Below are 18,825 nucleotides of genomic sequence, written 5' to 3'. Positions count from 1 at the left end.
CTACCTCCCCTCGCCGCTGCGGGACGGGCTCAGCGGCGTGGCCGGGTTGCCGCCCCACCGAGCGTCCTGGGGGACGAGCTCCCCCTTCATCAGGAAGGAGTCGGGGGCGAGGACCGCGCCCTCGCCCACCATGACCCCGTAGTGCACGAACGCGCCGACGCCGAGGGTGCAGCGGGAGCCGAGAGCGCTGCGGTCGGACTTGAAGGTGCCGTCCTCCTGCGAGTGGCACTGCACGACGGTGCCCGCGTTGAGCGTGCACGCGTCGCCGAGGGTGACCAGGGACCGTTCGGTCAGGTAGCAGCCGTCGTCGAAGACGCGGCGGCCCAGGCGGACGCCGAGCAGCCTCCAGACGAGGTTCTTGTACGGGGTGCCGTTGAAGATGCGCAGGTAGGTCTCTGAGGGCACCTTCCAGTAGCGCTCGTGCCGCCAGAAGCGCGGGTCGTAGATCGAGCAGAGCAGCGGGCGCAGCGGGACGACGGCTGTGAGGGCGCGCTCCAGGAGCACGAAGTACGCGACGGTGAAGACCAGGCCGAGCACGTCGGCCAGGGCGATCGCCGGCGCGCCGAAGGCGCTGTACCACTCGGTGGCGGCGGACGCGAGCAGGACGAGGCCGAAGGCGTACATCCACCGGGTCCCGAGGTACCACAGCATGGTGGAGGCGTTGTGCCGGTTCTTCGCGGCTAGGGCGGGCCGCAGCTCCTCGGGGTTCTTGAACCGGTCGCACCGGCTGTCCCTGAGGACGGTGCGGGGGATCTCGAAGCTGGGCGAGCCGAGCAGTCCGACGCCCTCGCGGACCTTCCCGTCGACGGGCACCATGACCTTCGTCGCCAGGAGGCAGTTCTCGCCGGTTCTGCCTCCGGCGGGGTAGGCGATGCGGTTGCCGAGGAAGTTGCGGGGGCCGATCTCCGCCCGGGAGACGCGGAAGGCGCTGCCGGAGTAGTCGGCGTTCATGATCGACAGCCCGTCGGCGACCATCGTGCCGCGTCCGACGCGGCTCAGGTAGGGCGTCTCGTGCTTCATCTCGGTGCCGAAGTTCGATCCGGTCTGCTCGACCCTGGACAGGTCGTAGCCGAGGCACCGCAGATAGTGGACGATGGCGGAGCTGTCACCGAACAGGCGCTTGAGGAAACGCCAGTTGGTGAGGAGCGTGATGGTCCGGTGCACCCCGTGGTGGAAGCCGTACAGGGGGTAGACCCGGTCCGGCTTCACGGCCTTGGCGAGCAGGCGGGGCACGGTGGTCATCACGAGGAGTCCGGCGGGGACGGCTCCGAAGACGAGCACGAAGGAGAAGGCGAGGGCGTCTCGGTAGAACGTCCAGTCGCCGAAGACCGCGGGTCCCGGTTCCAGGGCGGTTCGGATGTCCGGGGTCCCGGTGAGCAGCGCGTACAGGCCGCCGACCGCGATCGGCAGGTACACGGCGAGGGCGACCAGGAGTTGCAGCACGCTGTGGACCGTCCGGCGCAGCGGGCCGCAGGGGACCGGGCCCACCCTCCGGTAGTCGGCGTCGGCCGGCTGGGCCGGGGAGCCGTGCCAGTGCTCCCCTGCGGGCACGGTCTGCCCGCGGTGCAGCGAGGAGGCGTGGCCGAGCTGGGCGCCGTCGCCGAGACGGGTGTCGATGTCGAGCACCGTGGCCTCGCTGACCAGCACGTCGTTGCCGAGGGTGACGGGGCCGGTCTGGATGAGTCCGTCGTGGGCCCGGTAGCAGGTGAAGGAGGAGTCCTTGCGGACGACGGTGTCGTCGCCGATGGTGAGCAGGTCGGTGCAGACGGGCACGGTCCGGGAGAGGACGACGGAGCCCCGCCCCACCTTCGCTCCCAGGGCTCTCAGATAGACGAGGTAGAGCGGCGATCCGTGGAACAGCACGAGCGGGTCGGAGCGGATGAGCGCCTTGACGATCCAGAAGCGGACGTAGGCGAGGCTCCAGACGCGGATCTCCTGGGGCTTCCACCGGCCGACGAGCGCCCACTTGGCGACGACGGGCAGCGTGCACAGGGTCACGAAGACGGCGGCGCCGAACAGGACCGACCGCAGGTACACCTCGGCCGCCGAGGAGCCGGCGGAGATCCACTCGTAGCCCCGTTCGGCGATCAGGGCGATGAGGTAGGCGTAAACGAGGAAGGCGAGGAGCTGGAGGGCGCCGCACAGGACGTAGTGCGGGGCGCCTGCCGGGGGCGGTGCCACCGGCCCCGCAGGGGCGGGGGCGGTCCTCGGGGCCGGCTGCGCGTCCGGGGCTGCCGCGGTGGCCGCCTCTGCCCGAGCGGCGGTGGCCGTCGCGAGGCTGCGCAGCGTCGGATGGCGGTACACGTCCTTCATGGACACCGGTGGCAGGTCGCCGCGTTTCCTTATCCTGGCGCAGAAGTGGGCCATGACCAGCGAGTCGGCGCCCAGCTCCTCGAAGAAGTGGGCGTCGGCCGGTATCCGCTCCATGCGGACGACGTCGGCCAGTACGGGGGTGAACTCTTCTTCGAGTACGGCCGGGTCGCCGTACCCGTCCAGCAGGACCGTGGACTCCCGTGCGGGAGGCAGTGTCTCCACCGGCTTGTCCGCCATGTCAGCTCCGAAGGTTCCGAGGAAGTGCCGCTCGGCACTGGCCGGTTCGCGTGGCACACCGGTGTCGGCCAGGGTCGTGGTCGTACCCATGTCCTTCATTCGGCACGAAAGGGTGGGCAGATCTCCGAACCGGTATTTTTCTCGCATTCCGGACATCGTCTCGGGTGGTGGGACGGCGTCGGCGGAGCGGGCGCGCCGACGGGCCCTTGTCACCCAGGCACGAACCCCGGCCCCGGGAGACTCACCTCTCGCACACAGAACGGCCAACCACTCGGCCCCTCCCCGCCCCGCTGCCATATTCGGTAGCCACTTCGGAGGTGGCTGTGACACCAGAAGCGACGACGTCCCCGACCAGAAGCTCCCCCACGGGGACGCCCCCGCCCGCGATCCGGGCGCCCGACTGCACCGCCGAGCGCATCGCCGCCCTGGAACGGCGCCGGGCGCGGGCGCTCTTCGGGGGCGGCCCGAGAAGACGGGGCGAGTTCGGCGCCCGGGAACGGATCGGCCTGCTCCTCGACGAGGACTCCTTCACCGAGACCGGTCAGTTCGTCCGGGCCCGCGCCACCGGCGACGGCGCCGACCGCCCGTACGGCGACGGGGTGGTCACCGGGCACGGCACGATCGACGGCCGGCCCGTGTGCGTGTTCGCGCAGGATCCCACCGTGTTCGGCGGCAGCATGGGCGAGGCCTTCGGGGAGAAGACCGTCGCCCTGATGGACCTCGCCCTCAAGACGGGCTGCCCGGTCATCGGGCTCAACGACGGCGGCGGCGCGCGCATCCAGGAGGGCGTCGCCTCGCTCGCCCTCTACGCCGAGCTGGTCCGCCGCAACGTGCGGGCGTCCGGGGTGATCCCGCAGATCTCGGTCGTCCTCGGGCCGTGCGCCGGCGGGGCCGCCTACTCCCCCGCCATCACCGACTTCACCGTGATGGTCGACGGCGCCTCGCACATGTTCGTCACCGGGCCCGACGTCATCGAGACCGTCACCGGCGAGCGGGCGAGCGCCGAGGAGCTGGGCGGGGCCCGCACCAGCAACTCCGTGAACGGCAACGCCCACTTCCTCGCCGCCGACGAGAAGGAGGCTCTCGACACCGTCCGCGACCTGCTGTCGTACCTGCCGGCCAACAACATGGAGCGGCCCCCGCGCTACACCCCGGGCGACGCCCCCGCCGGCGCCGCGCTCGACGAGGTGGTGCCCGACCGGCTCGGGCAGGCGTACGACATGCGCGACGTCCTGCGCGCGGTCGTCGACGACGGGGAGCTGCTGGAGGTGCAAGAGCTGTTCGCGCCGAACATCGTCTGCGCGCTCGCCCTGGTCGAGGGCGGCCCCGTAGGCGTCGTCGCCAACCAGCCGCTGCACGCGGCCGGCGTCCTGGACATCGACGCCTCCGAGAAGGCGGCGCGCTTCGTGCGCTTCTGCGACGCCTTCGGGCTGCCCTTGCTGACCTTCGCCGACGTCCCCGGCTATCTCTCCGGCGTGCGCCAGGAGCAGGCCGGCATCATCCGGCGCGGCGCGAAGCTGCTCTACGCGTACGCCGAGGCGACCGTCCCCAAGGTCACCGTGGTGGTGCGCAAGGCGTACGGCGGCGGCTACGCCGTGATGGGCTCCAAGCACCTTGGCGCCGACGTCAACCTCGCCTGGCCCACCGCGCGCATCGCCGTGATGGGCGCAGAGGGCGCGGTCGGCGTCCTGCACCGGCGCGACCTGGCCGCGGCTGCCGACCCCGGTGCGTTGCGCGCCCGTCTGGTCGCCGCGTACGAGAACACGCACGGCACGCCCTACCTCGCGGCCGAGCGGGGTTACGTCGACGCCGTGATCGCTCCGCGCGACACCCGCGCCCATGTCTGCCGCGCCCTGCGCGCGCTGCGCGGCAAGCGCGCCCCGGCCCCGGAGCGCCGGCACGGCAACATCCCCCTCTGACTCCCCCCTCGGCCCCCTGGATCCCCCTCCGGGTCATCCCGGCAAGCGCCCCCGCGACGTGAGGAGCCCCGCTCGATGGACAACCGCCGCCCCCCGCTCGCCCCCGCGTGCAGCACTCTGCCGGAGTACGTGCGGCACTGGGCCGAGCACACTCCGCAACGCCGGGCGTTCACCTTCGTCGACCATCCCGCCCCGCACGCGCGCGGCGTCCACCGCACCCTGACCTGGCGCCGTCTGGAGCTGCGGGTGCGGGCGGTGGCCGGCCGGCTCGCCGAGGAGGCCGCACCCGGAGCGCGGGTCGCGCTGCTGTGCCCCCAAGGCCCCGAGTACGTCACCGGCTTCCTCGCGGCGCTCACGGCCGGGCTGGTCGCCGTACCGCTGTATCCGCCCGGTCTGCCGGGGCACGGCGACCGGCTCTCCGCCGTGCTCGCCGACGCGGATCCGGAGCTCGTGCTGACGTCCCGTCATGCGCTGGATGAGGTACGGGAGTTCTGTGCGGGGCGGGCGGTGCGGGTGCTCGCGGTGGACGACGTGCCCGACGCCGCCGCCGACGAGGCACGGCCGGGCACACCGGTCGCGTCGGCGGTGGCCTACCTCCAGTACACCTCCGGTTCGACCCGCACGCCGGCGGGCGTGGAGATCACCCATGCGAACGTGGTCGCCAACGCCCTTCAGGCGCTGACCGCTTACGGCGCGGAGACGGATCCGGTGACCTGTGTGGGGTGGCTGCCGCTGTACCACGACATGGGGCTGGTGCTGAGCGTCGCCGCCCCGGTGGTGCGGGGCCTGCTGTCGGTGCTCATGGATCCGGTCGCCTTCCTCCACGAACCCGCGCGCTGGCTGCGGCTGCTGGCCGCCCATCCGCGCGCGGTGAGCGCGGCGCCCAACTTCGCCTACGACTTCTGCGCCGCGGCCGTGACCGACGCGCAGAAGGCCGGCCTGCGGCTGGACGGGGTCGCCGCGCTGATCAACGGCAGCGAGCCGGTGCGGCCCGGCACCGCCGACCGCTTCCACGCCGCCTTCGCCGCACAGGGCCTCCCGCCCGGCTCGCACTGCCCCTCGTACGGGCTGGCCGAGGCCACCGTGTTCGTCAGCGCCGCCCGTCCCGGGGAGCCGTTGCGGCGGTTCGCGCTCGACCGGGACGCCCTCGCCTCGGGTAAGGCGCTGCCCGCGCGCGCCGGGGACCCCACGGCGGTCCTGCTGGCCGGCTGCGGCGCTCCGGCGGGCCAGCGGGTCCGCATCGCCGATCCGGTGTCCCGTGCGGCCCTGTCGGAGGGTGAGGTGGGCGAGATCTGGGTGCAGGGGCCCAACGTGGGACGCGGCTACCGGGGGCAGGACGGGCTGACCCGGCGGGTCTTCGGCGTGCCGCTCGCCGAGGAGGCGGGTGCCGGGGGAGGTCCGGAACGGAGCGACGGCGGTTCGGGGGGCTGGCTGCGCACCGGGGATCTGGGGGCCTTCCTGGAAGGGCAGTTGATCGTCACCGGCCGGCTGAAGGACCTCATCGTGGTCGACGGCCGCAACCACTATCCGCAGGACGTCGAGGCCACCGCCCAGGAGGCGCACCCGGCCGTGCGGCGGGACCGGCTGGCCGCGTTCGGGGTGCCGGGCGACGCGGGCGAGCGGGTCGTCGTCGTGGCGGAGCACGCGCGGACCGCGCTCCTCGCGGACATCGACGTGCCGGAGCTCACGCGCGCGGTGCGCGCCGCCGTCTCCGCCCGGCACGGACTGCGGCTGGCGGACGTGGTGCTCGTCCCGCCGGGGACCGTGCCGCGCACGTCGAGCGGCAAGGTCTCGCGGGCGCTGACCCGGGAGCGCTATCTCGCCGGCGCCTACCTGACGGAGGCGGCGGGATGACGGCGGCCGGAGCGGGCGGGCGGCGGCCGGGTGCGGGTGACTTGCGCCGGCTGGTCGCGGCGCGGGTGGCCGAGCGGGTGGCCGGCTGGAGCGGGGCGGCCGTCGCGGACGTCCCGATGGACCGGCCGCTGGCGGATCTCGGCATGTCCTCCCGGGACGCGGTCGTGCTGGCCGGGGAGCTGTCCGAGGTGGCGGGGCGGGAGCTGCCGGCGACGCTGGTGTGGGAGGCGGCCACGGGCGACGACCTCGTGGCGCGAGTGTGCGACCCGGCGGCACGGCCGGATACGCGCGTGGGCGACCCGGCGGTCCGCGTGGGCGACCCGGCGGCACGGCCGGATACCCACGTGGGCGACCCGGCGGCACGGCCGGATACCCGCGTGGGCGACCCGGCGGCGCGACCGGATACGCGCGTGGGCGACCCGGCGGTGCGGCCGGGCGCCTCCTCTGCGGGCCGGTCGGACTTCCCTGCCGTCCCCGCCGCGGGCGCGGCCGGTGAGCCGGTCGCTGTGGTCGGGGTGGGCTGCCGGCTGCCGGGCGGTGTGCACGGGCCGGACGACTACTGGCGGCTGCTGTGCGAGGGGCGTGACGGGATCCGGCGGGTGCCGGAGGACCGGTGGCGGGACTTCACCGCCTTCCCGCCCGCCGACGCGCCCGGGTACGGCGGCTATCTCGACGACGTCGCCGGCTTCGACGCGGACTTCTTCCGCATCACCCCGCGCGAGGCCGCGGTGATGGACCCGCAGCAGCGGATCCTCCTGGAGGTCGTCCACGAGGCCCTCGACCACGCCGCCGTCCCGGCCGCGTCCCTCGCGGGCACGGCGACCGGCGTCTTCGTCGGCGTCTCGGCCCCGGAGTACGGGCAGCTCACCGGCGTGGACCCGGCCGGCGTCGATCCGTGGGCTCCCGCCGGCGGGGCGCTGAGCGTGGCCGCCGGGCGGCTCGCGTACGTGCTGGACGCGCGCGGGCCGGCGATGGCCGTCGACACCGCGTGCTCCTCGTCGCTGGTCGCCGTGCACCAGGCGTGCGTCAGCCTGCGCTCGGGCGAGTGCGACACGGCGATCGCCGCGGGCGTCAACCTGCTGCTCTCCCCCGCCGTCACGGTCGCGTTCCGGCGGGCGGGGGCCCTCGCGCCGGACGGGCGGTGCAAGCCGTTCTCCCCGGCGGCCGACGGTATCGGTCGCGGCGAGGGCTGCGCGGCCGTGCTGCTGAAGCGGCTGTCGGACGCCGAGCGGGACGGCGACCGCGTCCTCGCCGTCATCCGCGCCACGGCCGTCAACTCCGACGGCCGCTCCAACGGGCTCCTGGCCCCCAACCCCGCAGCCCAGCAGGCCCTGTTGGCGACGGCGTACGCGCGGGCCGGGCTCGCCCCCGCACTCGTGGACCTCGTCGAGGCGCACGGCACGGGCACCCCGCTGGGCGATCCGATCGAGGCGGGCGCGCTCGGCGCGGTCCTCGGGGCGGGACGCGAACCCGACCAGCCTCTGCTGCTCGGCTCGGTCAAGGGCAACCTCGGGCACCTGGAGTCCGCGGCGGGCGTCGCCGGGCTGGTGAAGACGGTGCTCGCGCTGCACCACGACCTCGTCCCGCCGTCCCTGCACTGTGCCGGGGGCAGCGCCCTCACCGACGAACGGCTGCGGGTGGTGACCGAGCCGGAGCCCTGGCCGCGCTACAGCGGCACGGCCACCGCCGGGGTGTCCGGATTCGGCTTCGGCGGGACCAATGCCCATGCGGTGCTGGAGGAATGGCGTCCCGGCGCAGGGTCCGGGGGATCTGCGGGGACCGGGGACTCCGAGGCATTCGGCGTCTTCCTGGGCCCTGTCGGCTTCCTGGGCTCGCGGCCCGCGCGGGAACATGCCGCCAGGCTGCATCTGCTCAGCGATCTCGACGCGGTCCGGATCCGGGACACCGCCGCCCGGCTCGCCGTACGGCTCGGCACGCCCGAGGGGAGCGCCCTGGACCCCGCCGACGTGGCGCGCACCCTCGCCGGGCGGACGGGCCGGGGGCCCGTGCGGGCCGCCGTGGTCGCGCGGGACCAGGGCGAACTCGTCGACGGGCTGGAGGCGTTGGCGCGGGGAGACGCGCAACCGCGGGTCGTGACCGGGGAGCGGGATCTCGTCGGGCCGCGCGGGCCGGTGTGGGTGTTCTCCGGGTACGGCAGCCAGTGGGCGGGGATGGGACGCCGACTGCTGCGCGAGGAACCGGCCTTCGCCGCCGCCGTGGAGAAGCTCGACGGGCAACTGGCCGCCGAGTGCGGTGTGTCCCTGTACGGTCAGCTGGCGTCCGGGCTGCCGCTGGACCGACTGGAGGTGTGCCAACCGGTTCTGTTCGGCTTGCAGTTGGCGCTGGCGGAGTTGTGGCGCTCCTACGGCGTGGAGCCCGCCGCCGTGATCGGTCACTCGCTCGGCGAGGTGGCCGCCGCGGTGTGCGCGGGCGCCCTCGAGGTGTCGGACGCGGCGCGGATCGTCGCCGTACGGGCCCGGCTGCTCAGCGGGCTGCGCGGCGGGGCGATGGCGGTCGTCGACCTCGAAGACGGTGAACTCGTCACACTGGAGCGGGACTTCCCCGGAGTGCAGGTCGCCGTGCACTCCTCGCCCGGGCAGAAGGTCGTCACCGGGGACGAGCCGGCGGTGGACCGGCTGGTGCGCCGACTGGAACGGGAGGGGCGGGCCGCGCGTTCCCTGCGCGTGGCCGGCGCCGGACACTCACCCCAAGTCGAGCCGTTGTTGACCGAGTTGATGAGCCAGTTGTCGGATCTCCCGGCTCGGCGGCCCGAACTGCCCGTCTACTCCACGGTGCTGGACGACCCGCGCGGCGACTGCGTCTTCGACGCGGGACACTGGGCGGCGAACCTGCGGCGGCCCGTGCGCCTGGACCGGGCCGTCGCGGCGGCCGTGGCGGACGGCCACAGCGCCTTCGTCGAGATCTCGCCCCACCCGGTGCTGACCCGGGCCGTCGCCGACAACGCGCCCGGCGCCCTCGCCGTCGGGACACTGCGCCGCGACGCCGACGGCTCGGCCGGATTCCTGACCCAGGTGGGCGCCCTGTACGCGGCGGGCGGGCGGCTGCCGCTGCCGCCCGGCCGGGTCGTCGACCTGCCCGCGCCGCGCTGGCGGCACGTCCGCCACTGGTGGACGGACGGACGCGCGCCCACGACGGCCTCCCCCGCTGTCGGCGGGCCCGCCGAACCACCGCCACCGGCCGCACCGACGACGCGGACGGCGGCCGCGGCGGCCTCACGGGAGGCCGACGCGGCGCGGGACGCCTCGGTCGCCGGCCGGCTCTGTCATCACATCGTCTCCGTCACCGGCCATCCGCCGGCCCGTGTCACCCCTGCCACCGCGCTCGCCGACCTCGGCTTGGACTCGCTGATGGCGGTCCGCGTCCGTGCCGCGCTGCAAAGGGAGCTGGACATCGAGCTGCCGCTGCGGGAGCTGCTCGGCGCGGCCACCGTCGCGGAGGCGGCGGCGTCCGTCGAGCGGGCGCTGTCCGTGCGGCCGGAGGGCCCGCTGCGGGTGCTGAGCGCCGTCGGCTCGCGTGCCCCGCTGTTCCTCTTCCACGCCGCCGGCGGCAGGTGCGACGTCTACCGAGGGCTCGTCGAACGGCTCGGCTCCCGGCCCGGGGGGCGGCGGCCGGTGTACGGCCTCGACCGGCTCGACGACGTCCACACGATCGCCGGCAAGGCCCGCCGCTACGCCGACGCCATCGCCGCAGCCCACCCCGACGGGCCCTGTGCGCTGGGCGGTTGGTCCTTCGGCGGCTTCCTCGCCCAGGAGACCGCGCGGCAACTCGCCGCCGCCGGCCGTGAGGTGGAGCTGGTGGCGCTGATCGACTCCGTGCGGCCCCTCCCCCGGCCCGACCGCGCCCCGGCGGACCTGGCGCGCGACCGCTTCGAGGGGTTCGCCCGGCACGCCGCCGACGCCTACGGGGTCCGGCTGGAGCTGCCGTACGACGAGCTCGTGGCGATGGACGACGACGGCGACCGCGTCGACGCCGTGCTGCGGGCGCTGCGCGAGGCCGCCCCCGGCGTGCCGCCGGCCGCGCTGGAGCACCAGCGCGCCTCCTACCTGGACCTCGGCATCGGCGAGGCCCACCGGCCGGGACGCTACGAGGGGCGCGTCGTCCTGTACCGGGCTGCCGAGCCCGCCCCGCACACGGTGCGCGATCCCGCGTACGAGCGCGAGGACGAGGCGCTCGGCTGGGACGAGGTGTGCCCGGACCTGACCGTCGTGACGGTGGGGGGACACCATCTGTCACTGCTCGACCCGCCGCACGTCGACGAGATCGCCGACCGTCTGCACCGCGAACTCAGCCGCACCTGACCCGAGGAGAGCCGCATGTCCCACCGCACCCGCGACGGCGTGTCACGGCGCGCCGTCGCCAGAGCCGCGACGGCCGCCGGCCTGAGCGCCCTGTTCGCCGCCGGGGGCGGCGCGGCGCGGGCCGCCGCGACCCGGCTCGGGCCGCGTACCGTCGACGTGTCGGTGCCGTCCGTCGCCCTGGGGCGCAGCGCGCCGGTGCGGCTGATCCTGCCGTCGGGCTTCGACGCCAGGGCATCGCGGACCTACCCGGTGCTCTACCTGCTGCACGGCGCCCACGACGACTACACCTCCTGGACCCGGGAGACCGACATCGAGGCCTTCACCGAGGGCCGGGACCTGATCGTCGCGATGCCGGACGCGGGCCCGACCGGCATCCCCAGCGACTGGCGCGCGGGCCCCGACTACGAGACGTTCCAGCTGGCCGAGGTGCCCGCGCTGCTGACCCGCTCCTACCGGGCCTCGGGCGTGCGGGCCGTCGCCGGGGTGTCCACCGGCGGATACGGCGCGATGGCGCACGCCGCCCGCCACCCGGGGGCGTTCGCCGCCGCGGCCTCCTACAGCGGCATCCTCGACACGACCGCGCCGGGCGTGCCCGCTCTGATGGACGCCATCGTGGCCCGCGAGGGCCTGCTGCCGCCCTCCCTGTGGGGCAACCCGGTGCTCAACCTGCTCACCTGGCGGGACTTCAACCCGCGGTCCCGCGCGGAGGGTCTGCGTGGGACCCCCCTGTACGTCTCCAGCGGCAGCGGCGTGCCCGGCGGTGGCGCCGGGGACTGGCTGCCGGGGGCGCTGGAGAGTCTGCTGTGGCCCTCGGCCCACCTCTTCGCCGACGCCCTGGCGCTGCTGCGGATCCCGGTCACCACCCACTTCTACGCGGGAGGGGCGCACGACTGGGCCTATTGGAAAGGGGAGTTCACCGCCTCGTGGCCGATGCTCGCCCGTGCGCTGGGGGTGCCGGTGTGAGGCCGGCGGCGTCGGGGCACGGAACGGAGCGCAGGGGACGTCCGTCCAACCCGCAAGTCGTCCCTCGCGCCGCGGGCAACGGCCCGCGGGTGAGCCGCTTCCGGGTGAAAGGAGGGTCCGCCGTGGCCGCCCCCACCCCGCACGGCGTACCGGACGGTCTCGGAGCCGCCGCGGTGCCGCCGGACCTCGCCCTGCTGCTGCGCGATCAACTGGAGGCCGTCGCCGACGAGGTGGAGGAGGAGGTGCGCAGACAGGTCCCGGAGTACGCCCGGCCGGCCGACGGAACGTATCGCGCGCATCTGAGGGCCGGGGTGGTGCAGGCGCTGACCCTGTTCGTGGACCACATCGCCGATCCGCGCGGCCAGGGCGCCGCCATCACGACGACCTACTACGAGCTGGGGCGCGGTGAGGCGCTGGAGGGCCGCGGCCTGGACGCGCTGCAGTCCGCGCTGCGGGTGGGCGGGCTGCACGCCTGGCGGCTGATGGGCCGCACGGCGGAGGAACTCGGGCTGGACTCCTCGGTCGTGGCCGCGCTGGGCGAGCTGGCGTTCCGGACCGTGCACGAGGTCGCCGAGGCGGCGGCCGCCGGGTACGCGGAGGCCCGGCTGCGCAGCACGGACGAGCTGGAACGGCGTCGGCGGCGACTGCTCGACCTGCTGCTGAGCGACCCGCCGGCGTCCCCGGAGGCCGTGCAGGACCTGGCGCACGCGGCGCGGTGGCCGGTGCCCCGGCAGGTTGCCGTGGTGGCGCTCGCGGCCACCGCGGACCGGCGTGAGGAGGAGCGGCCGCTGGCGTCGGCGGGGGCGCTGGTGGACATGGGCTCCCGGCCGCCGCGCATGCTGGTGCCCGATCCGGAGGGCTCCGGCCGGTTCGGCGGTCGGGCGTTCACCCTGGCGCTGCGGGGGCGTCCGGCCGCGATCGGGCCGACGGTGCCGCTCGAGGAGGCCGCCCGGTCGCTGCACTGGGCAAGCCGGGCCCTCGGGCTGATGGGCCGGGGAATCCTGCCCCGGCAGGGCGTGGTGCGCTGCGCCGACCACTTGTCGACGCTGCTGCTGCACAGCGACGAGCCGATCCTCGCGAGGCTGCGGTCGCAGTGTCTCGCGCCCCTGGACTCCGTCTCGGAGGGGCAGCGCGGGCGGCTCGCCGAGACGCTGCTCGCCTGGCTGCTGAGCGGCAGCAACGTGCCCGACGTCGCCGCGCGGCTCCACGTCCATCCGCAGACGGTCCGTTATCGCCTGCGCCAGCTGGAGAAGCTCTTCGGCGACGCGCTGCACGATCCCGACGCGCGTCTTGACCTGATTCTCGCGCTGCGCGCGGAGTCACTGCACGCTCAATCGCTGCGGGCGCCGTCGCCAGGCCCGCGATCGCCTGGCACGGAATCGCCGGAAGCGAATTCATCACTCACCGCGGCAACAAAATCCGAGACGTTTATGAATTCCCGTCCATAACACTTCGACGGTCCACGCGCATACGTTCGGGGCGTCCTTTTCCGCAGGCGCTTTCCAGCGCCCCACCCCAAAGGATTCCCCCATGCGCATCCGCTTGTGCCTCGCCGCGCTGTCGCTGCTCGGCGGGGCCTCACTGGCCACCCTCTCGGCACCCGCCGCTTCCGCCGCCGCCTGCACGGCCGTCGACGTCGTCGCCGCCCGGGGCACTTTCGAGCCGGGCAATCTCGGTCTCATCGTCGGCGACCCGGTCTATTCCGCACTCCAGCGGAAACTGCCGGGCGTCTCCCTTTCCAGCTACAAGGTGAATTACCCCGCCGACCTCTCCCTGACGTCGGCGGCGCAGGGAAACGCGGATCTGGTGAACCATGTGCGTGCCCAGGCCGCCGCCTGCCCGAACCAGCGTTTCGTGCTGGTGGGCTATTCGCAGGGCGCGAACGTCGTCGACAACTCCATCGGCGTCAGCAGCGCCGGCGCCGTGGTCGGCAGCCCGATCGTGGCCACCGTCCCGGCCGCGCTGGAGCCGAGGGTGGCCGCGGTGCTGCTGTTCGGCAACCCGATCCGCGCCCTCGGCAAGAGCGTCACCGGCACCTACCAGAGCCGTACGGCGGACTTCTGCGCCGCGGGCGACCCCATCTGCGTGAACGGTGGGGACGACGTGCTGGCGCACCTCGGTTACACCGCGAACGCGGACGCGGCGGCCACGTTCGCCGCGGGCAGGCTGTGACCGGCCGTCGGTGACACGGGGCGGGCCCGGGAGGAAGTCCTCCCGGGCCCGTCTCGTGTCATGCCAGGGCTACTCCGGTGCGCGGGCGAACTCGGTGAGGGCCCTGGAGACCGGCTCGGGCCGGCCGTCGTTCTGCCGGGGCGCGGCGGTGAGCACGTCGAGGTGCTGGTAGCCGTCGGCGACCACGGGATCGAGGCCGTCCGGGACGCGGCCGGCCAGCAGGCCGTCGCCCGCGAGGACCGTCAGCGTCGGCCGGGCGGTGAGTCCCGCGGGGTGCGCGAGGAGCCGCTTCACCTGCGGTGAGTCGGCCAGTTGGAGATCGGTGACGAGTTTCGTCGGGAAGTACTGTTCCGTGAAGTCGAGCGGCTGCTCGGCCAGGCTGCGGGCGAGCTCCCGGATGGAGGTGACCTCCTTGCCGGCGCCGGTGAACGGCGTGCCGTCGGCCGACCGGTACCCGGGGTCGTCGGGGGCGCCGACGCGGTCGTAGTCGCGCCACGTGTAGAGCGGGCCGTGCGGGCGGTCGGGGATGGCCTTGTACTCGCGGCCGAACAGCGCCGGCAGTTGTCCGCTGCCGTTGGCGGCGGGGAAGCTCTTGTCGGCGATCGGCCCTCCGTCGAAGAAGCCGACGCTGCTCTGCAGGAAGGCCAGCGGCACCGAGTGGTCGTCCATCAGCGCGCCGAGCACGGCGTCGTTGGTGAGCCGGAAGTCGCGGACGGCGGGGGTTCCGGTGAGGAACGCGGCGGCGTCCTCGGAGAACAGGAAGCGGTTGGTGGCCTCGATGTTGCCGTTCCGGGGGAGATAGGAGGGCAGGTCGGCCTCGCCGCCCGGGTCCTGGAGCGCGCCGAGGCCCGCGATGGCGAGCAGGGTCATCGTCTCGGGGTTGAGCAGGACGGGCGCGGAGAGCGAGCGCGGGAGCAGTCCGGTGTCGAGACCGGCCTGCACGGCGCCGTAGCCGAGACCGATGTCGGGCAGGTCGGTGTCGTCCGGGATGCTGCCGCTGAGGTCGGCGAGGGAGGTGGAGACGGTGGTGTCGAGGGCGAAGTAGCCGGCGCACTGGTTGTAGCCGGCGTCGGCGGTGGTCCTGCGGTCGCCGTCGAAGTCGGCGGTGGCGAAGTAGCCGGTGACGACACCGCCGAGCGAGTGCCCGCCGCACAGCACCTTGCGCTGCCGCAGCGCCTGGTCGGGGAGTTCGGCGGTGAGCAGGTCGTACTGGTCGCGGACGGTCTGCTCGATGCCGAGCCTCGCCATCCAGCCGAGTTCGCCGTTGCCGGTGAACCCGGCGAAGGTACGGCCGGCGACCTGCCGGCCTCGGTAGTAGTAGTCGACGGCCGTGTGCTGGTCGCCGGAGGCGATCCCGGTGCGGTCCTCCAGGCAGTTGGAGCGCCGGTCCAGGGCCCAGAACTCGATGTGCCGGCCCTGGGCCGCCGCGCGGGCCACGGTGTTGCGGGCGACGCTGTCGAAGGCGCCGGCGCCCTCCAGGATGCCGGGCTGGGCGAGGAGGACGCGGTCGGCGTCGGCGGAGTCGGCGGGGCCGGCAGCCGACCGGTAGCGCAGGTACGACAGCCAGTCGCAGGCCGCCGGGCGCGCCCCGAAGGACGCCGGCAGGGGCGACCGTACGCGCACCACGGTCTCGGTCACCCCGGTGACCGGGCTCGTCGAGGTCACGGGCGTCTCGGTCCGCGCGCTCGCCGCACGGGCGCCCGAGGCCGTGTCGGCGTACGGGGCCGGGGTCGCGGCGGTGAGCGTCGCCGTGGTCAGCAGCGCCGCCAGGGCGACGCCGGGCCACGTTCTCCTTCTGCTGTGTGTCGTGTTCATGGGCGGACCGTAGGACCGCGCGGACCGGGTGACCGGGCGATGCTCACAGATACGCAGCGACGGGTGGCGCGTTTGTCACCGGTCGCCGACCGCGTCGTGGGAGCGGTTCCCGCCCACCGTCTTGACGTGTTCATTTCTGTCGTCAAGCATGCCCTGAGCGCGGTTCCTTCTGATCGGTTCTGTTCGCCCTCGTGTGGTGAAAGGGAGTGTCGTGACCCAACGGCAGCTCATCGTCCGGGGCTTGGCGGCCACGGTTCCTCTCGTGCTCGGCGCGGGCCTGGTCGCCGCGCCGACGGCGTACGGGGACCCGTCGCCCTCGCCGGCGGCATCGGCGGCGTGGGCCCCGTCACCGCTGAACGCGGTCACCGTGCGCGTCGACCCGTCGTACCGCCAGCAGAAGTTCGAGGGGTGGGGGACGAGCCTGGTGTGGTTCGCCAACGCCACCGGCGGCTACCCGGACGCCCTGCGCAACAGACTCGTCGACCTGCTGTTCGGCGAGGACGGGCTGCGGCTGAACATCGCGCGGTACAACATCGGCGGCGGCAACGCGCCCGACGTCCGCACGGACTACATGAAGGCCGGCGCGACCATGGAGGGCTTCTGGAAGGCCCCCGCGGGAACCACCCGGCAGGACATGGACTGGTGGAACCCCGACGACCCCGGCCATTGGAACTGGAACGCCGACGCCGGCCAGCGCTGGTGGGTGGACCAGGTCAAGGACAAGGTGACCCGCTGGGAGGCGTTCAGCAACTCGCCGCCGTGGTTCCAGACCGTCAGCGGCTACGTCTCCGGGGGCTTCGACTCCGGCGCGGACCAGATCCGCCCGGACCGCGTCGACGAGTTCGCCTCCTACCTGGTGCGCGTCACCGAGCGCCTGGAGCGCGAGCACGGCATCTCCTTCGACACCATCGACCCGCTCAACGAACCCAACACCACCTATTGGGGAACCCAGTTGGGCGTCGACGGCCAGCCGACCGGCGGACGCCAGGAGGGCGCGCACGCCGGTCCGGCGCTCCAGCAGAAGGTGATCCTCGCCCTGGACGAGGCGCTGAAGCACACCACCACCGGCGCGAAGGTCTCGGCGATGGACGAGACCAACCCGGGCATCTTCACCCAGAACTGGAACGCCTACGCCGCCCCCGCGCGCGCCGCCGTCGACCAGCTCAACGTGCACACCTACGGCACCGGCATGCGCACCAGCGCCCGCGACATCGCCAAGGGCGCCGGAAAGAAACTGTGGATGAGCGAGGTCGAGGGCACCTGGGGCGCCGGAACCGACTTCACCGGCATGGAACCCGGCCTCGGGATCGCCACCCGCATGGTCGGCGACATGCGCGAACTGGAGCCGTCCGCCTGGGTGTTCTGGCAGCCGATCGAGGACGCCCTGCCGCAGGCCGCGGCCGGCAAGAACTGGGGCAGCATCCACGTCCCCTTCAACTGCACCTCCAGGGACACCCCGCAGACCTGCCCGATCCGCACCAACTCCAAGTTCCACACGATCCGCAACTTCACCCACTACATCCGCCCCGGCGACCGGTTCGTGAAGGTCGACGACACCGACACCGTCGCCGCGGTGCGCGCCTCGGGCGACGCGGCGAGCGTGGTGCACGTCAACAGCGGCACGACGGCACGCTCGGTCACCCTCGACCTCTCCCGCTTCCGGAAGATCTCCGCGCAGGCCACCGTCACACCCGTGGTGACGAGCGCCGACGGCGCCCTCGTGCGGGGCGCCCCGGTCACGGTCGCCGGCGGCTCGGCCACGCTCACCGTCCCCGCCAAGTCGGTCACCACCTTCCTCGTCGACGGCGTCAGCGGCGTGGCGAAGGACGCCGCGCTCGTCCAGCCCGGACACGTCTATCGGCTCACCGGAGCGCAGAGCGGCAAGTCGCTCGCACCGGCCGCCGACGGCAGCGGCGTCGCCGTCCGCACGGCCGACCCGGCCCGCGCCGAACAGCTGTGGAACGTGATCCCGTCGGCCGGAACCGACCACCGGGCGCGGTACTCCCTCACCGGCGCGAGCACGGGCCGCAGGCTCGCCGTGCGGGACGGCCGGGCCGTCCTGGAGGACGCGGCCGGAGCAGCCGACGACGCGGCGCAGTGGATCATGTCGACCACCGGCGACGGCAGTTGGACGTTCGTGAACGCCGCGACCGGCCGACTGCTCGACGTCAGCGGCCAGTCCACGGCCGACGGCGCCGAAGTGTCGGTGTACACGCCGACTTCGGCGGCGAACCAGCGCTGGACGGTGACCGACGAGACGGTGCGGAGCACCGAGACCGCCGAGGCGTTCACCGTGCCGGGGCTGCGGCCCGGGCTGCCGTCCACGGTCACGCCGGTGTTCCCGGACGGCGCCCGGGGCTCCCTCCCCGTGGTGTGGCGTCTCCCGGCGGACCGGGCCTGGCGCAAACCCGGCAGCGTACGCGTCAAGGGCCGGGCGACCGACGCGCTCGGGCGTGAGATCGCCGCGACGGCGGTCGTCACCGTGGACCGGATCGTCTCGACGCTCCCCGGCGGCGCCACGACCTACGCGGGCGGACGGCCGGAGCTGCCCACGACCGTCGTCGGCGTCGGCTCGCAGGGCGGCCGGGCCGTCCTGCCGGTGACCTGGGACCCGGCGCCCGAGGGCGCGTTCGACACGGTCGGCGTCGTGACCCTGCACGGCGTCGCACGGGTCGTCGACGGGAGCACGGTCGACGCGAGCGTCCAGGTGCGGGTCACGGAGGCGGTGGAGACCAACGTGGCCCCGGACGACGGCGTCTCGGTCGACGCCACGTTCACCGAGAGCGGGTACTCGGCGGAGCGGCTGCGCAACGGCGACCTCACCGAGAAGGCCTGGTCCAACTGGAAGCCGGGGACCGCCAAGAACCCCTCCGACACGATCACCTTCACCCTGCCGAAGGCCCGCGACCTCACCCGGATCGTCGCCCGCTTCCACCGGGACGGGACCAACGCGTCCTTCCCGGAGAGCCTCAAGGTGCAGGTGCGGCCGGCCGACGGCGTCTGGAGCGACGCGAGCGACGCCGTCCCCGTCGGCACCGAGGGCGCACCGGTCGTCTCCGTACCGGTGACGGCCGCTCCCGCGACGGCCGTCCGCGTGGTCATGACCGCCCGCCCGGGCGGATACATCACCCTGAGCGAGATCGAGGTGTACGCCAAGGCGCCCCTCACCCGGTGACGTGGCCCGCCCGGCGCCGGGGGCGGGTGACCGTGGGCCCGGCGAGGCGGCGGGCCCA

Annotated in this window: 9 protein-coding genes; 7 read left to right on the top strand and 2 right to left on the bottom strand. The window is 74.1% G+C overall.

What is annotated here, in order from left to right; translation table 11 throughout:
* On the bottom strand, positions 1 to 2,550 hold the full coding sequence (locus tag EV567_RS14685) for a Pls/PosA family non-ribosomal peptide synthetase (RefSeq protein ID WP_130440638.1): 2,550 nt from the start codon (positions 2,548 to 2,550) through the stop codon (positions 1 to 3).
* A 386-nt stretch (positions 2,551 to 2,936) separates the two neighbouring features.
* On the opposite strand from EV567_RS14685, the gene EV567_RS14680 reads away from it, so the two are divergent.
* From EV567_RS14680 to EV567_RS14655, 6 genes are all read left to right on the top strand, one after another.
* Entirely contained in the window at positions 2,937 to 4,469 is a 1,533-nt protein-coding gene (locus tag EV567_RS14680) for an acyl-CoA carboxylase subunit beta (protein ID WP_130440636.1), read from the top strand.
* A gap of 75 nt (positions 4,470 to 4,544) precedes the next feature.
* Positions 4,545 to 6,323 (top strand): fatty acyl-AMP ligase, encoded by a 1,779-nt coding sequence (locus tag EV567_RS14675; RefSeq protein ID WP_130440046.1) that lies wholly within the window; start codon positions 4,545 to 4,547, stop codon positions 6,321 to 6,323.
* On the top strand, positions 6,320 to 10,642 hold the full coding sequence (locus tag EV567_RS14670) for a type I polyketide synthase (protein WP_242620808.1): 4,323 nt from the start codon (positions 6,320 to 6,322) through the stop codon (positions 10,640 to 10,642). The genes EV567_RS14675 and EV567_RS14670 overlap by 4 nt, the downstream gene beginning before the upstream one ends.
* 15 nt (positions 10,643 to 10,657) lie before the next feature.
* Positions 10,658 to 11,605 (top strand): alpha/beta hydrolase family protein, encoded by a 948-nt coding sequence (locus tag EV567_RS14665; protein WP_130440044.1) that lies wholly within the window; start codon positions 10,658 to 10,660, stop codon positions 11,603 to 11,605.
* Positions 11,606 to 11,727: 122 nt separating this feature from the next.
* Positions 11,728 to 13,053: a CdaR family transcriptional regulator gene (locus EV567_RS14660; protein ID WP_130440042.1), complete on the top strand. Its 1,326-nt coding sequence runs from the start codon at positions 11,728 to 11,730 to the stop codon at positions 13,051 to 13,053.
* Positions 13,054 to 13,135: 82 nt separating this feature from the next.
* Positions 13,136 to 13,777: a cutinase family protein gene (locus EV567_RS14655; RefSeq protein ID WP_130440040.1), complete on the top strand. Its 642-nt coding sequence runs from the start codon at positions 13,136 to 13,138 to the stop codon at positions 13,775 to 13,777.
* A 69-nt stretch (positions 13,778 to 13,846) separates the two neighbouring features.
* Here EV567_RS14655 and EV567_RS14650 read toward each other — a convergent pair whose 3' ends face one another.
* Entirely contained in the window at positions 13,847 to 15,592 is a 1,746-nt protein-coding gene (locus EV567_RS14650) for a hypothetical protein (protein ID WP_242620807.1), read from the bottom strand.
* Between the two features lie 211 nt (positions 15,593 to 15,803).
* Between EV567_RS14650 and EV567_RS14645 the strand changes: the two genes are divergently transcribed.
* Positions 15,804 to 18,767 carry an RICIN domain-containing protein gene (locus EV567_RS14645; protein ID WP_130440038.1) on the top strand — a complete coding sequence of 988 codons (2,964 nt, stop codon included), beginning with the start codon at positions 15,804 to 15,806 and terminating at the stop codon, positions 18,765 to 18,767.
* Positions 18,768 to 18,825: the final 58 nt, after the last annotated feature.

The sequence above is a fragment of the Streptomyces sp. BK239 genome (assembly GCF_004217285.1).
Lineage (GTDB): Bacteria > Actinomycetota > Actinomycetes > Streptomycetales > Streptomycetaceae > Streptomyces.
This window is presented reverse-complemented; position numbering and strand designations above follow the sequence as displayed.

What these genes read in the sequence shown, in the direction of transcription:
- EV567_RS14685 (WP_130440638.1), bottom strand. Translation starts at nt 2,550, where the DNA reads ATGGCGGACAAGCCGGTGGAGACACTGCCTCCCGCACGGGAGTCCACG.
- EV567_RS14675 (WP_130440046.1), top strand. Translation starts at nt 4,545, where the DNA reads ATGGACAACCGCCGCCCCCCGCTCGCCCCCGCGTGCAGCACTCTGCCG.
- EV567_RS14670 (WP_242620808.1), top strand. Translation starts at nt 6,320, where the DNA reads ATGACGGCGGCCGGAGCGGGCGGGCGGCGGCCGGGTGCGGGTGACTTG.
- EV567_RS14665 (WP_130440044.1), top strand. Translation starts at nt 10,658, where the DNA reads ATGTCCCACCGCACCCGCGACGGCGTGTCACGGCGCGCCGTCGCCAGA.
- EV567_RS14655 (WP_130440040.1), top strand. Translation starts at nt 13,136, where the DNA reads ATGCGCATCCGCTTGTGCCTCGCCGCGCTGTCGCTGCTCGGCGGGGCC.
- EV567_RS14650 (WP_242620807.1), bottom strand. Translation starts at nt 15,592, where the DNA reads ATGAACACGACACACAGCAGAAGGAGAACGTGGCCCGGCGTCGCCCTG.